10 protein-coding genes are annotated in these 14,809 nt (G+C 66.1%); 4 read left to right on the top strand and 6 right to left on the bottom strand.

What is annotated here, in order from left to right; translation table 11 throughout:
• The first annotated feature begins 64 nt into the window (after positions 1-64).
• The 4 genes from ACXR2T_RS06980 to ACXR2T_RS06965 all read left to right on the top strand — a co-directional run bounded on the left by ACXR2T_RS06980 (position 65) and on the right by ACXR2T_RS06965 (position 7,268).
• A complete protein-coding gene (locus tag ACXR2T_RS06980; RefSeq protein ID WP_458838621.1) occupies positions 65-3,511 on the top strand; it encodes a DEAD/DEAH box helicase in 3,447 nt (1,148 codons plus the stop codon).
• A 92-nt stretch (positions 3,512-3,603) separates the two neighbouring features.
• Complete coding sequence (locus tag ACXR2T_RS06975; protein WP_458838620.1) at positions 3,604-3,816, top strand: heavy-metal-associated domain-containing protein; 213 nt, start codon at positions 3,604-3,606, stop codon at positions 3,814-3,816.
• Positions 3,817-3,861: 45 nt separating this feature from the next.
• Positions 3,862-6,216, top strand: coding sequence for a heavy metal translocating P-type ATPase (locus ACXR2T_RS06970; protein ID WP_458838619.1), 2,355 nt, complete (start codon positions 3,862-3,864; stop codon positions 6,214-6,216).
• A gap of 5 nt (positions 6,217-6,221) precedes the next feature.
• The gene (locus tag ACXR2T_RS06965) at positions 6,222-7,268 is read left to right on the top strand and encodes a cation diffusion facilitator family transporter (protein ID WP_458838618.1); all 1,047 of its coding nucleotides are present in this window, start codon (positions 6,222-6,224) and stop codon (positions 7,266-7,268) included.
• A 178-nt stretch (positions 7,269-7,446) separates the two neighbouring features.
• On the opposite strand, the gene ACXR2T_RS06960 is transcribed toward ACXR2T_RS06965, so the two are convergent.
• The 6 genes from ACXR2T_RS06960 to ACXR2T_RS06935 form a co-directional block, all read right to left on the bottom strand.
• Entirely contained in the window at positions 7,447-8,913 is a 1,467-nt protein-coding gene (locus ACXR2T_RS06960; RefSeq protein WP_458838617.1) for a catalase, read from the bottom strand.
• A gap of 128 nt (positions 8,914-9,041) precedes the next feature.
• Positions 9,042-9,482: a Fur family transcriptional regulator gene (locus ACXR2T_RS06955; protein WP_458816880.1), complete on the bottom strand. Its 441-nt coding sequence runs from the start codon at positions 9,480-9,482 to the stop codon at positions 9,042-9,044.
• Between the two features lie 227 nt (positions 9,483-9,709).
• Complete coding sequence (locus tag ACXR2T_RS06950; RefSeq protein ID WP_458838616.1) at positions 9,710-11,098, bottom strand: dihydrolipoamide acetyltransferase family protein; 1,389 nt, start codon at positions 11,096-11,098, stop codon at positions 9,710-9,712.
• Positions 11,099-11,127: 29 nt separating this feature from the next.
• Positions 11,128-12,114 carry an alpha-ketoacid dehydrogenase subunit beta gene (locus ACXR2T_RS06945; protein WP_458816886.1) on the bottom strand — a complete coding sequence of 329 codons (987 nt, stop codon included), beginning with the start codon at positions 12,112-12,114 and terminating at the stop codon, positions 11,128-11,130.
• Positions 12,111-13,343 carry a thiamine pyrophosphate-dependent enzyme gene (locus tag ACXR2T_RS06940; RefSeq protein ID WP_458838615.1) on the bottom strand — a complete coding sequence of 411 codons (1,233 nt, stop codon included), beginning with the start codon at positions 13,341-13,343 and terminating at the stop codon, positions 12,111-12,113. The genes ACXR2T_RS06945 and ACXR2T_RS06940 overlap by 4 nt, the downstream gene beginning before the upstream one ends.
• A gap of 204 nt (positions 13,344-13,547) precedes the next feature.
• Complete coding sequence (locus tag ACXR2T_RS06935) at positions 13,548-14,765, bottom strand: aminotransferase class I/II-fold pyridoxal phosphate-dependent enzyme (protein ID WP_458838614.1); 1,218 nt, start codon at positions 14,763-14,765, stop codon at positions 13,548-13,550.
• Between the last annotated feature and the right edge of the window lie 44 nt (positions 14,766-14,809).

The following is a 14,809-nucleotide window of genomic DNA, read 5'->3' as shown; positions in this document are numbered from 1 at the left end:
ACCGGGCGCGCTTGACACGGTGCGCGCTTGACACCGTGTCAGTGGCATGGTGAACACTGAAGGTATGGACGTCACAGCAGATGCACTCTCGATCGCGAAGCAGGTCGCTTCGCGCAGCGTGCTCAGTCAGGCGATTGCGATCATCGCTGAGCGTCGCGTGGTTACGCGCAGCGTCGAGGAGTTCGACGACGGGTTTAATGCCACCGGCGTCGTATCGCTCAGCCGTGCTCGGGCCACCGCTGAGGTTGCTGCTGAGGTGGGTGTTGAGGTGGGCGTTGATTTTGCGCCCAGCGAGGACGAGGCGCACGAGTTTGATGACATCGTGGACTATCGCTCGGGCACCGCGGGCGTTTCATATGGCTGCTCGTGCGCGTTCTTGCCCGAGGGTGCACAGTATTACGACGATGACGGTGGGCCGTGCGCGCACTCGGTTGCCCTGCTGCTGCAGACGATCAGCGCATACGGTCCGGGGGGCCAGACGGCCCGGGTGCCGGCGCGCGTCCAGGCGCCCGCCTCTCGCCTGTCTGGCTGGGCGCACGAACTCGATACCGCGCTGCCCGCGCCGCGCCGCGAGGTGCGGGCAACGCTGTGCCTGTTTATTACGGCGCTGCAGCCATCGTCGTCACGACTGTACAGTCACGACGCGGCGACGCTGTCGATGCGTCCGGGTATTCTCGGGTCGCGAGGCAAGTGGATTCGCGGCTCGGCCAAGTGGAGCAACGTTGAGCAGTTGGGGGGTTCACGCGAGGCCACCCGCGCGCTCGTGCGCATTCGGGCGGTCGCTGAGCGCTACTCCACTTACTATTCGACGAACGACTGGCTCGACCTGTCGCGTGCGCCGGGTGACGCACTGTGGGCGACGCTGCGCGATGCCGCCAAAGCGATCGCGATCGTGTCGGCGGGCGCGAACCAGCGGCCGGTCACATTTCTCGACGGCGTGGGCAAGGTCGAGGGCCTCGTGTCGCGGCAGGGCGACCACCTCGAGATCTCAGCGCGGCTGAGCATCGGGGCCGCGGGTGGCGACGAAACCCATGTAACAGAGCACCCCTGGTGGATCGGCACGCCCACCGCCGCGTTCGCGCTCATCGAGCAGCCCTCGGCAGCCAATGAACGCATTACCATCGCGAAGCTCACAGATCCGCTCACTCAGGTGGGCCGCAAGCTGCTCGCTATGCCTGAGCCGCTCGTTATTCCCGAGTCCGAGCGCGCGGCGTTCGAAGACGAGTACCTGCCGCGACTGCTGGCCGAGCTGCGCCTCGTCTCCCCCGACGACAGCTATACGATTCCCCAGCCTGCGGCGCCCACGCTGCGCCTCGAGATCACCTACGAGACCGCTGGTGCCGGGCGGGCACGCGGCCCCGACGGTGCGCGCCAGACCCGCCTGGCCTGGAAGTGGCACCGGCCAGACCGGTTTCCGCGCGATCCGGCACTCGAACGACCGATCCTGGCCGCGCTGCGCGAGACCCTGCTCAAGACGCTGCCCGAGAGCATCGCAGATCTCGTGTGCCCCGATCTGACGTTCCCCAGCGGTTTGGGGTTCCCAGAGGAGCCAGGCAGCGATACTTTTGCGCCACCCCGGTCGAGTCTCAACCAGACACAGAGTGTGCAGTTTGTGACCGAGGCGTTGCCCGGCATACGCGAGATCGACGGCGTCGAAGTCATCGAGCACAGCGAGACCCCCAATTATCAGGCGCTCGACACGGTGCCCAAGGTCGACATTCGCGCGCAAGAGTCGGGCGACTGGTTCGACCTGCACGTGTCGGTGCAGGTCGAGGGTGAGATCGTCGAGTTTGCGTCCTTGTTCACTGCCCTCACCCTGGGCGACGCACTGTTCGTGCTACCGAGCGGCAAGTACTTCTCGCTCATGTCGCCCGAGTTCGACAAGCTACGCGAGATCCTCAATGAAGCCCGCGCGCTCGTCGACGGCGACAAGGCACGCTTTAGTGAGGGCGTGCGCGTCAACCGACACAACGTCGACCTGTGGAACGACCTGCGCGAGCTCGGCATCGTGGCCGCGCAAGAGGCCGACTGGTGGCTGGCCATGCAGTCGCTCGGCCCAAACGCCGAGATCCCGCGCGTGACCAAGCCCAAGGGCATCAAAGCGACGCTGCGCGACTACCAAGAAGACGGGCTCGCGTGGCTGCACTTTCTACGCGCACACGGCCTCGGCGGCATTCTCGCCGACGACATGGGGCTCGGCAAGACACTGCAGACCATCGCCATGATGGAGCTGGCCCGCGAAGAAGACCCCCAGATGCCGCCGTTTTTGGTGGTGGCGCCGACCAGCGTCGTGAGCAACTGGGCGAGCGAGTGCGCCCGATTCGCCCCGGCCATGCAGGTCGCCACCATCACGGGCATGGAGGGCAAGCGGGGTGCACCGCTCGCCGATGCCGTGCACGGCGCCAACGTGGTCGTCACCAGCTACGCCCTGTTTCGCGGCGAAGCCGAAGCGTACCGCGACCTCGAATGGTCGGGGCTCATTCTCGACGAGGCGCAGCAGATCAAGAACTTCGCCTCCCACGGCCACCGCGCCGCGCGCATGCTCGGTGCCCCGTTTACGCTCGTCGTCACGGGCACCCCGCTCGAGAACAACCTGCTCGAGCTGTGGGCGCTCACCTCGCTTGCCTGCCCGGGCTTGCTCGGCAACCGCGCCAAGTTCACCGAGTTTTATCGCACCCCGATTGAGAAGCAACAAAACCCCGAGCGCCTCGCGCTGCTGCAGCGCCGGCTGCGGCCCTTTCTGCTGCGCCGCACCAAAGACCTCGTCGCCAAAGAACTGCCACCCAAACAAGAGCAGGTCATCGAGGTCGAGCTGCACCCCAGGCACCGCAAACTCTACGACCTGCGGTTTCAACGCGAACGACAAAAGATCTTGGGGCTCGTCACAAACATGGAGGCGAACCGGTTTCAGATCTTCAAGTCGCTCACCATGCTCAGGCAGCTCGCCCTCGACCCCGCGCTCGTCGAACGCCACGAAAGCAAAGCAAGCCAAGCAAGCACCGTCCCGTCGGCGAAGCTTGAGGCGCTCGTCGAGCTGCTCACCGAGGCCGCCGACGAGGGGCACCGCGTGCTCGTGCTCAGCCAGTTCACCCGGTTCTTGGGGTCAGCCCGCGACCGTGCCGAAGCCGCGGGGCTAGTGTCTTGCTACCTCGACGGGTCCACCACCAACCGCGGCGAAGTGATCGACGAGTTTCGCACCGGTGACGCTCCCGTGTTCTTTGTCTCGCTCAAGGCCGGAGGTTTCGGCCTCAACCTTGTCGAGGCCGACTACGTGGTGCTGCTCGACCCGTGGTGGAACCCGGCCGTCGAGGCGCAAGCGATCGACCGCACCCACCGCATCGGGCAAGAGCGCCCCGTGTTCGTGTACCGCCTCGTGGCGGCAAACACGATAGAGAAGAAGGTGATCGCGCTGCGCGAGTCAAAGGCCGAGCTCTTTGGCCGGGTACTCGACGGTGGCGGGGCGAGCCCCGGCACGATCTCGGCAGACGACATCCTCGACCTACTCGGCTGAAGCCGCGTTACAGGTTTTCGTACATACCCCTGGGGGGTATAGTGTTGGTGAGCGCCCAATCGGACGCTACCGCAACCCAACGAGGAGCTACCATGAGCACCACCACCGAATTTCAGGTCACCGGCATGACCTGCGGCCACTGCGAGAAGGCCGTGCGCGAAGAGGTGGGCAGCGTCGCGGGTGTCACCGAGATCGCGGTGAGCGCCGAGACAGGCAAGCTCAGCGTTACACACGAATCCCCCATCGAAGATGCATCCGTTCTCGCAGCCGTCGACGAAGCGGGCTACGAAGCCGCGCAGGCGTAACCCGCGCCAGCGTCCACACCACTCCCACTCGCGAAGGAAGGCAGCATGTCACTCCCCACCACGTTCGACCTCGAAATCGGCGGCATGACCTGCGCCTCCTGCGCCAACCGCATCGAGAAGAAGCTCAACCGCCTCGACGGCGTCGAGGCCACGGTCAACTACGCCACCGAGAAAGCCCGCGTGCACACCCCCGAGGGGTATGACCCCCAGCTGCTCATCGCCGAGGTCACAAAGACCGGCTACTCTGCGCAGCTACCCGCAGCCCCGACGTTACCGACGCCGCCCGCCGCTGCGGTCGCGACCACGCCTGGGCCCGCGGGCAATGATCCGGATCACACCGCGGCCGAGCAAGCAAGCGCCGCGCGAACAAGCACCGCGCCCGCTGCGCGAACAGGCACTCAGCAACCCGACCCCGAGCTCGCGAGTCTGAGGCAGCGGCTCATCGGTTCGATCTGGCTGTCGGTGCCGGTGATCGTGATTTCGATGGTGCCGGCGCTGCAGTTCACGTATTGGCAGTGGGCGATGTTGGCGCTCACGTCACCGGTGATCGTGTGGGCGGCGTGGCCGTTTCACCGCGCCGCGTTCATTAACGCCCGCCACGGCGCCGCCACCATGGACACCCTCGTGTCGGTGGGCACGAGCGCGGCCTACCTGTGGTCGCTGTACGCCCTGTTTCTCGGTACCGCAGGCGAGAAGGGCATGACCCACGCCTTTGAGTTGAGCATCAGTCCGCATGACGGAGCGGGCAACATGTACCTCGAAGTGGCCGCGGGCGTCACCATGTTCTTGCTCGCTGGCCGCTACTTCGAGAAACGCTCGAAGCGGCAGGCGGGCGCCGCGCTGCGCGCCCTGCTCGAAGTGGGCGCGAAAGACGTCGCGGTGCTGCGCGGCGGGGTCGAAGCGCGCGTGCCCATTGCCGAGCTGGTGGTCGGTGATGAGTTCGTCGTGCGCCCCGGCGAGAAGATCGCGACCGACGGCGTCATCACCTCGGGCGCGACGGCGGTCGACGCGTCGATGCTCACGGGCGAATCAGTACCCGTCGAGGCCACCACGGGCGACCCGGTGACCGGCGGCACCGTCTCAACGAGCGGCCGCATCACCGTGCGGGCCACCGCGGTGGGCCACGACACACAGCTCGCCCACATGGCACAGCTGGTCGAAGACGCGCAGTCGGGCAAGGCCGAAGTGCAGCGCCTCGCCGACCGCGTTTCTGGCGTGTTCGTGCCGATCGTGATCGTCGTCGCCCTGGTAACGCTGGGCGTTTGGCTCGCGCTCGGATTCTCGGCCGCGTCAGCGTTCACGGCCGCCGTCGCGGTGCTGATCATCGCATGCCCCTGCGCGCTCGGGCTCGCCACCCCCACCGCGCTGCTCGTAGGCACCGGCCGCGGCGCGCAGCTCGGCACGCTCATCAAGGGCCCCGAAATCCTCGAGTCCACGCGTCGCGTCGACACTGTCGTGCTCGACAAGACAGGCACCGTCACGAGCGGCAAGATGATCCTTGCGGAGGCAACGCCGGGCGCGGGGGTTGACCGCGACCAGCTGCTGCGGCTCGCTGGAGCACTCGAAGCCGCCTCTGAACACCCCATCGCGCAGGCCATCGCGGCAGGCGCGAGCGAGCGGCTCGGCGCACCGCTGCCGCCCGCCACAGGCTTTCACAACACTGCTGGCAAGGGCGTCTCGGGTCTCGTCGACGGCCACGCGGTGCTGGTGGGCCGCGAGAGCCTGCTGGCTGAGTGGGCTATAGATCCGGATCCCGCGCTGCGCGCGGAGCTTGCCCACCTGGAGCAACTGGGGCGCACGGTCGCGTACGTCGCGTGGGATGGCGCCGCACGCGGGCTCGTCGCCGTCGCCGATTCGGTGAAACCCACGAGCGCCGAAGCGATCGCGCAGTTGCAGCGACTCGGACTCACGCCCATCTTGCTGACGGGCGATAATCGTGCCGTCGCCGAACAGGTAGCGGCCGAGGTGGGCATCGCGGGCGACGACGTACACGCCGAGGTGCTGCCCGGCGACAAAGTTGACGTCGTGAAGCGGTTGCAGGCCGAGGGCCGAGTGGTCGCGATGGTGGGCGACGGTGTCAACGACGCCGCGGCGCTCGCGCAAGCCGATCTGGGGCTCGCGATGGGCACGGGCACCGACGCGGCCATCGAGGCCGCCGACATTACGCTGGTGCGCGGCGACCTGCGCAGCGCCGCCGACGCGATCCGGCTGTCGCGCCGCACGCTCAGCACCATCAAAGTGAACCTGTTTTGGGCGTTCGCGTACAACGTGGCGGCGATTCCGCTGGCAGCTCTCGGCCTCTTGAACCCCATGATTGCGGGCGCCGCGATGGCGTTCTCGAGCGTGTTTGTCGTGGGCAACAGCCTGCGTCTGCGCCGCTTCAAGAGCGTGGCACAATGAGTGCCATGAGCGATCAGCAGCCCGAGACGAACGCCCACGATGAGGGGTGTGAGCCCGAGTTCAGCGCTGGCCACCCCGCGGCGCCCGGTGCGGGCGCCGCGGAGGGTGCCAGCTCCGGTCATTCACACGGCCACTCGCACGACCACGGGCTACAGGGTGCGGGCACCGCGACCGGCAAACATCGCAAGCGTCTCATCGCGGTGCTGTGCATCACCCTCACCGTTTTCGTGGTGCAGGTGATCGGCGCGTTCATCTCGGGCTCGCTGTCGCTGCTCGCCGACGCGGGCCACATGCTCACCGACGCGACGGGAGTCGCGATCGCCCTCATCGCGAGCCTCATCGCGGCACTCCCCGCAACGTCAAAGCGCACCTTCGGCTACCTGCGCGTCGAGATTCTCGCCGCACTCGCCAACGGCATCATCCTAGGCGTTATTGCCGTCGTGATCTTCGTGCAGGCGATCGCCCGCTTCGGGCACGAGGTCGAGGTGCAGTCGGGCCCCATGCTCATCGCCGCGATCATCGGCGCTGCCGCGAACCTTGTGTCGCTGCTCATTCTGCAGGCCGGCCAGAAGGAGAGCCTCAACGTGCGCGGCGCGTATCTCGAGGTGCTCGGCGACCTACTCGGCTCGGTGCTCGTCATCGCCGCGGGTCTCGTGATCATGTTCACCGGCTGGAATCCCGCCGACCAGATCGCGTCGATCCTCATCGCGGTGCTCATCTTTCCCCGCGCCCTCAGCCTGTTGCGCGACGTCGTCAACGTGCTACTCGAGGCGTCGCCCAAAAACATCGACGTCGAGGTTGCCCGCACGCACATGCTCGCGGTGCCGGGCGTCGCGTCGGTGCACGACCTGCACGCGTGGACCATCACGTCGGGTGTGCCCGCGTTCTCAGCTCACGTCACCGTCACCGACGATGCGTGGAACGAGCGCGGCTACCATGCGATTCTCGATGAGCTCAAGGCCTGCCTCATGAGCCACTTCGACGTCGATCATTCGACGATTCAGCTCGAGCCAGCAAGCCACCATATTCCGCACGCGCCCACGCACGCATAGCTCGATCCGGATCATGCCGCGCGCGGCATATTCCGCGCCTCGCGCCCTCCTCGTCATGCTGCGCGAGTTCCCCACAACCGTCATGCTGCGCGACGAAGGAGTCGCAGCATCCACCCACAAACACCAAAAGGGGCGGTGCACTAGGACCTCCTAGCGCACCGCCCCTCTCAGTTACGGCTTACTTGCTTGCAGCGTAGTTGTCGCGCAGCAGCTGACCGAGGCCCGCGTCAACGTTCGTCCAGTACTGGAAGAAACGCTCGCGAATCTCGTCGATCGTGATCGACTTTGCCTGGCCGCCGAGGGTCGCGTGGAAGCGAGCCTTCGACTCTTCGGTGAAGACGTCGCGGTAGAGAATACCGGCCTGACCGAAGTTGCTGTCGTCTTCACGCAGCGTGTACGCGGTGCGCACGAGCTCGCCGTCCGACTCCCAGTTGCCCTCGACACCAGCCTGCGCGTCGGCCACGGGGCCGCCGGCAGCGCCGAACGAGTTGGGGTGGTACACGCGCTGAGCAGCCGACGGGAAGTGGTACTGCATGTTGCCCTGGTGCATGTAGTTGTTCGCCTCGGTGGCGTGCGGCTGGTTGACCGGCAGCTGGTTGTAGTTCGTGCCGATACGGTAGCGCTGTGCGTCGGGGTACGAGAACACGCGCGCCATGAGCATCTTGTCGGGCGAGATGCCGGTGCCGGGCACCTGGTTGCCGGGCGAGAACGCTGCCTGCTCGATCTCAGCGAAGAAGTTCACGGGGTTGCGGTTCAGCGTGAACGTGCCCACCTTGATGCGGGGGTAGTCAGCCTTGGGCCAGGTCTTCGTGAGATCGAAGGGGTTGAGGCGGTAGGTCTTCGCCTCTTCGTGCGGCATGACCTGCACATAGACGTCCCACGACGGGAAGTTGCCGTCTGCGATCGCGCCGAACAGCTCGCGACGGTGGTAGTCAGCGTCGGTGCCAGCGAGTGCGTCAGCCTCTTCGCCCGACATCGTCTTGACGCCCTGCTGCGACATGAAGTGGTACTTGACCCAGAACTTCTCGCCCTCAGCGTTGATCCACTGATAGGTGTGTGAGCCGTAGCCATTCATCTCGCGCCAGCTGGTGGGCAGGCCACGGTCACCCATGACGTAGGTCACCTGGTGTGAGGTTTCGGGCGAGAGGGTCCAGAAGTCCCACTGCATGTCTGCGTCGCGCAGGCCCGAGTCAGCCAGGCGCTTCTGCGAGTGGATGAAGTCGGGGAACTTAATGCCATCGCGAATGAAGAAGGTGGGAGTGTTGTTGCCCACGATGTCGAGGTTGCCCTCGGTCGTGTAGAAACGCAGCGAGAAGCCGCGCACGTCGCGCCAGGTGTCGGGCGAACCCTGCTCGCCGGCAACGGTCGAGAAGCGAATGAGCGTCTCTGACTTGGCGCCGGGCTGGAACACTGCTGCACGCGTGTACTTCGAAACGTCTTCGGTGACGACGAACTCACCGAACGCGCCGCCGCCCTTTGCGTGCGGGTTGCGCTCGGGCACACGCTCACGGTTGAACGCTGCGAGCTTCTCAACGAGGTAGCGGTCGTGCAGAACGGTGGGGCCGTTGGCGCCGACGGTGAGCGAGTGCTCGTCGTTGGCGATGGGGGTACCGGACTGAGTGGTGGTCAACTTCTGTTCTGTCATGAGAGACCTCTTTCGGTAGTTGATACTTGGCTAGTGAAACTTGTGGGGCAATGGAACTAGTGGGGCGCGTAAACCGCGTAAACGCGGGGGTGGCAGCCGAGGGGTGCGTGCCCCGTCGGGGCGCTGCGCTATGTCGCGGCGCACTCGGGGCACACGCCGCGAAAAGTGACGTCTGCTGCGACGATGTCGTAGCCGTGGCTTTCGCTCGCGGTGAGGCAGGGGGCAGCCCCCACGGCACACGGCACGTCGCGAATCTCGCCGCACACCACGCACACAATGTGGTGGTGGTTGTCGCCGCGGTGCATTTCATAGAGTGCAGCACCAGCAGAGGCTTCAATCTTGCGCACGATGCGCACGTCACTGAGCGCCGAAAGCACCCCGTAGACGGCCTGCACCGACGTGCCCGGCAGCTCGACCTTTACGGCGTCGAACACCTCAGTGGCGCTCCAGTGGCCACCGCGGCCGAGCAGCCGCAGCACGGCCGCTCGAGGGGTGGTTGCACGCAGGCCCGCGTCTTTCAAACGGGTGCGCAGTTCGGCGTCCGTGAGGGGGGCAAGCGTGGTGTCCATATGACACCACTATACCCACTATTTTGAGTAATTCAAATTAACGATTGCCATGCGTGTATGAACGTTTCGTATCGACCGAACCCCAATAGTCACGGCAGATCATCGGAACCCACAGGCCGCCGTCACCCGGCAACGCGACAAATATGCGCGGGTTTTTCCGCTAAAGAGACCATCTAAAGCAGAAAAACCCGCGCATATTCACCGCATACGGCTATTGGCATACACAACTAGTCAAGCAGCAGCGCGGGCTCCTCGAGAACCGACGCCACGTCGGCGACGAAGCGTGAGATCACATCACCGTCAACGACACGGTGGTCAAACGAGCCACCGACGGTCGTTACCATGCGCGGGCGCACCTCACCGTCGACAACCCACGGCTTCTGCTTGATGGTGCCCATCGCCATGATCGCTACCTCGCCGGGCACCAGAATCGGCGTACCGAAGTCCATGCCAAACACGCCAATGTTGGTGATCGTGATCGTACCGTTCGCCATTTCGGCGGGCTGCGTACGGCCATCGCGCGCCGTGATCGTCAGCTGCTCAATCGCGCGCGCGAGGTCAAGCAGGCTGAGCTCCTGCGCGTCTTTGATGTTCGGCACGATCAGCCCCCGCGGAGTCGCCGCCGCAATACCCAGGTTCACAAAGTTGTGCCGAATAATCTCGGTCTCGGTGAACGTCGAGTTGATCTCAGGGTTGCGACGGATCGCCCACAGCATCGCCTTCGCGAAGATGAGCAGCGGCGACACCTTCACGCCCGCAAAGTCAGTCGAGGCCTTGAGCCGCTTCACAAACTCCATCGTGCGGGTCGCGTCAACGTCAGTGAAAACACCCACGTGCGGTGCATCATTCGAGCTCGCCGCCATCGCCTTCGCGATCTGCTTGCGCACGCCCTTCAGCGGAATACGCACCTCACGCGCCTCCTGCGGCTCGGGCGTCTCGATGTTGCGAAACACGCGCGCCTGCGACGCCTCGCGCACCACGTCATCGCGCAGCACCTCGCCGGCAATGCCGCTGCCCACGACCGCGGTCAGGTCAACGCCCAGGTCCTTCGCCAGCTTCCGGATCGGTGGTTTCGCGATCACCGGGGCGGCATCTGCGACGGGAATGGGGGCGGGGTTCGACAGGAGCGGCTCGCCACCACGGCGGCGGCGCGACTTCACGGCTCCGCCGGTGCCGTAACCGACGAGCACAGCGCCGCCCGCTTCTTCGGCAGCCGCGGGGGCAACCGTAGGAGCCGCAGGCGCGGCATCGACGGCGCCCGATCCGGCAGGCGCAGCAGCGACGTGCTCAGCCGGCTCACCAGCGGAGCTGGCAGAACCAACCGGCGCAGCAGCAGAGTCGGCAGAGCCAGCAGGCGCAGCCTCGCCCGCACCGCCTGCGACGGTGACGCGCAGAATCGGGTCACCGACGGGCACGGTCTGGCCGACCTCGGCGAGCACCGCGGTTACCACGCCGGCGAACGGCGACGGCAGTTCGACGAGCGACTTGGCGGTTTCGATTTCGCAGATCACCTGGTTGAGGGTCACCGTGTCGCCGGGCGCGACAAACCAGGTGACGATCTCTGCTTCAGTGAGGCCCTCGCCTACGTCGGGGAGGGGGAAGGTCATCTCGCTCATGTCGGCTCCTTCTGGGGTGATGGTGAAGTTTAGTAGTGCATCGTGCGGTCGACCGCTTCGAGCACGCGATCAGCGTCGGGCAGGTAGACGCCCTCGAGGTCGGCGGGCGGAAACGGCACGTCGTAGCCCGACGCCCGCAGCACCGGAGCCTGCAGCGAATAAAACGCATGCTCTGCGACGTATGCAGCGATTTCGCTGCCCACGCTCGCGTTGCCCGGCGCTTCCTGCGCGACGACGAGGCGGCCTGTCTTGCGCACCGACTCGAGCAGCGGATCGTAGTCAATGGGCGAGATGCTGCGCAGATCGACAACTTCGAGGCTAGTGCCCTCGGCGGCCGCAATCTCGGCGGCCTGCATCAGGGTGGTCACCATCGCACCGTACCCAACGACGGTGCAGTCGGTGCCGGCGCGGGCGACGCGGGTCGCGTGCAGCTTGCTCGCGGGCTCGGTGAAGTTCACCTCGCCCTTCTGCCAGTACTTGGCTTTGGGCTCGAAAAACAGCACCGGATCGGGTGACTCAATCGCCTGCTGAATCATCCAGTAGGCATCGTTCGCGGTCGACGGGGCGACGACGCGCAGACCCGGGGTGTGCGCGAAGTATGCCTCGGGGCTCTCTTGGTGGTGTTCGATCGCGCCGATGTGCCCGCCGTAGGGCACCCGAATCACGATGGGCATCTGAATGTGGCCGTCGTGACGGCTCGTAATCTTAGCCAGCTGCGTCACGATCTGGTTGAACGCCGGAAAGATGAAGCCGTCGAACTGGATCTCGATGACGGGGCGGTAGCCGCGCATCGCCAGCCCAATCGCGCTGCCGACGATGCCCGACTCCGCGAGCGGGGTGTCGAGCACGCGCGCCGAGCCAAACTCTGCTTGCAGCTTGTCGGTGACACGAAAGACGCCGCCGAGGGGGCCAATGTCTTCGCCCATCAAGATGACACGGTCGTTCGCCTGCATCGCTGCGCGCAGGCCCTCGTTGATCGCCTTCGCGATCGGTAGTGCGTTCACGGCCGCGTTCATGCTCCCGCCTCCTGGTCTTCAAACGATGCCTCGTAGCGGGCGAGCCACTCGCGCTGCTCTTCAATGCGCGGGTGCGACTCGCTATATACGTGCGCGAACATATCATCGGCGGCGGGCTTGGGCAGCGTCAGAATCGCATCGCGTACCCGCTTTGCCTCGCGGTCTGCTGCCTCGTGCGTCTCGGCGAAGAACTCGTCGGTGACGCCGAGCGATCGAAGATATACCTCGAGGCGCATGAGCGGGTCGCGCTGCTGCCACTCCTCAAGCTCAGCCTTCTCGCGGTACCGCGTGGGGTCATCACTCGTCGTGTGCGCACCGATGCGGTACGTGAGCGCCTCGATGTAGGCCGGGCCGCCGCCTTCGCGTGCGAGACGCAAGAACCGACGGCTCACCGCGAAGGCAGCGAGCGGGTCGTTGCCGTCGATCTGCACAGCGCGCAGACCGAAGCCTAGCGCGCGGCGGTAGAGCGGGGTACGCGACTGGCGCGCAACCGGCACCGAGATCGCCCAGCCGTTGTTTTGCACGACGAACAGCTCGGGCGTCTGGTAGCTTGCCGCAAACACCATGGCTTCGTTCGGGTCGCCCTGGCTCGAGGTGCCGTCACCGTAGAACACGACGGTGGCCTCACCGGTGACGGTGGCCGCTTCGCCCGCCTCAAGTTCTTCGCCTACCGAGTCACCCGCGGCGAGCGCACGCATCTTGGCGTCGAGTACCTGGCCGAGGGCATAGCCGGTCGCGTGCTGGGTCTGCGAGCCAAGCACGAGCGTGTACTGGTGAAAGTTGCCGTGCGCGGGGTCGGTGACGTCCCATCCGCCGTGGGTCACACCGCGAAACAGCGAAGCCACCTTCTCGAATGGCACGCCGCGCACCTTGGCAACGGTGTGCTCACGGTAGGCCGGAAACACGTGGTCTTGGGGTGCGGTGGCGTGCGCAATGCCCACCTGGCAGCCCTCTTGGCCGACGCTCGGCACCCACAGGGCGAGCTGGCCCTGGCGCTGCAGGTGCGTGCACTCTGTGTCAAAGGCGCGGGTCCAGGCCATGTCGACGTACCACTGCTTGAAGTCGTCAACGCCGACGCCTTCGAGCTCGGCGGCGTACTCGGCCGCAGTGTCTGAGGGTGCGTAGGCACCGGCTGCGTCGAGAAACCGAATCGGCGCGGGGTCGCCCCCCGCGTGCAGGGCTGCCACGGGGGTGCTGCGCAGGGCGCTTGGGGAGTTCTGCTCAGTCATCTAGGCCAGTGTAATGAAACACCATGCGTATCCCCGGATATGCTCGGCGTTCTGCGACTCCCACAGTGGTGGCCTTCTCGTGTCCCCAACCCACCATCCTCAAAATATGCGCGACTTCTTCCGTTTAACCCGCGGTCTAAAGCAGAATTCGTCGCGCATATTTTTTGGGGGGCGATATTTATGTGCCGGATCAGCCCGTAGGGGCTAGCGGCCGAGGTGGGCGCGCACGATGCGCAGCACCTCGGGCACGCTTTCGGGTTCGCCGACCGAGATGCGCACGCCGTGACCTGGGAAGGGGCGCACGAGCGTGCCGGCCTCCACGAAGTCGGCCGCGAGGTCGGCGGCGCTGGGCACGCCAGCACCGGCATCACCAGCGCCACCAGCCCCAACGCCGACAGCACCGCCACCAACACCACCGACACCGCCAGTGCCAGCACCAACGCCACCGACACCAGCACCACCGACACCGCCAGCGCCAGCACCGGGCGTTTCGGGCACCCACACGAAGTTGCCCTGCGCGTCGGGTACTGCGAGGCCAAGGTCGCGCAGGCCGGCGGCGAGTTCATCGCGGCGGGCGGTGAGCTCGGCGATGCGTGACTCGTGCACCGACGCGACCGCAGGTGCCAGCGATGCGAGCGCCGCCGCCTCAGCAACACCGGTTACTGACAGTGGAATCGCCACGCTCGCGGCCGCCGCCAGAATCGCGGGGGAGCCAACACCGTAGCCAATGCGCAAGCCGGCGAGACCGTACGCCTTCGAGAACGTGCGCAGCACCACAAGGTTTTCGTATGCCGACAGCACGTCCTCGCCGCGCACGGCGGCGGGGTCGGTGACAAACTCGCGGTATGCCTCGTCGAGTACCACGAGGGTGTCGCTGGGCACCCGTGCCATGAACCGGTCAAACGCTTCGCGCGTAATCGCGGGGCCCGTCGGGTTGTTGGGCGTGCACAGCAGCACTACGCGGGTGGCCTCGGTCACCCGGTCGGCCATGGCGTCGAGGTCGTGCTCGCTCGTGCCGGTGAGCGGCACAGCGACGCCAGTCGCCCCCGAGGCGAGACCCAGCGAGGGGTATGCCTCAAAGCTCGGCCAGGCGTACAGGTACTCGTCGCCCGGGCCCGCCGCGGCGTGCACGAGCTGAAACAGCAGGGTCACTGATCCGGCGCCTAAGGCGACGTGGGCCGCGTCGACGCCGAAGATCGCCCCGATCGCGTCGCGCAGTTCGGGCATCGCGGCACCCGCATACCGGTTCGTGAGGGCGGCACGCGCGACCACGGCGTCGATGACACCGGGCAGCGGGCTAAACGGATTCTCGTTGCTTGAGAGCTTGAATCCGGGCTTGGTGGGCGCGGCCCCCTGCCGATATGCGGGCGCGGCCAACACGTTCGCGCGGAGTTTGACGGGGGGAGTCGCCTGTTCGCTCATGAGTGCCAGTGTATCGACGCGCCTACCCACCCCGGGTGCAGCGC

It is taken from the genome of Leucobacter faecis (genome assembly GCF_054456635.2).
Note: the sequence above shows the minus strand (reverse complement) of the source record. Positions and strands in the feature narration are given on the sequence as shown.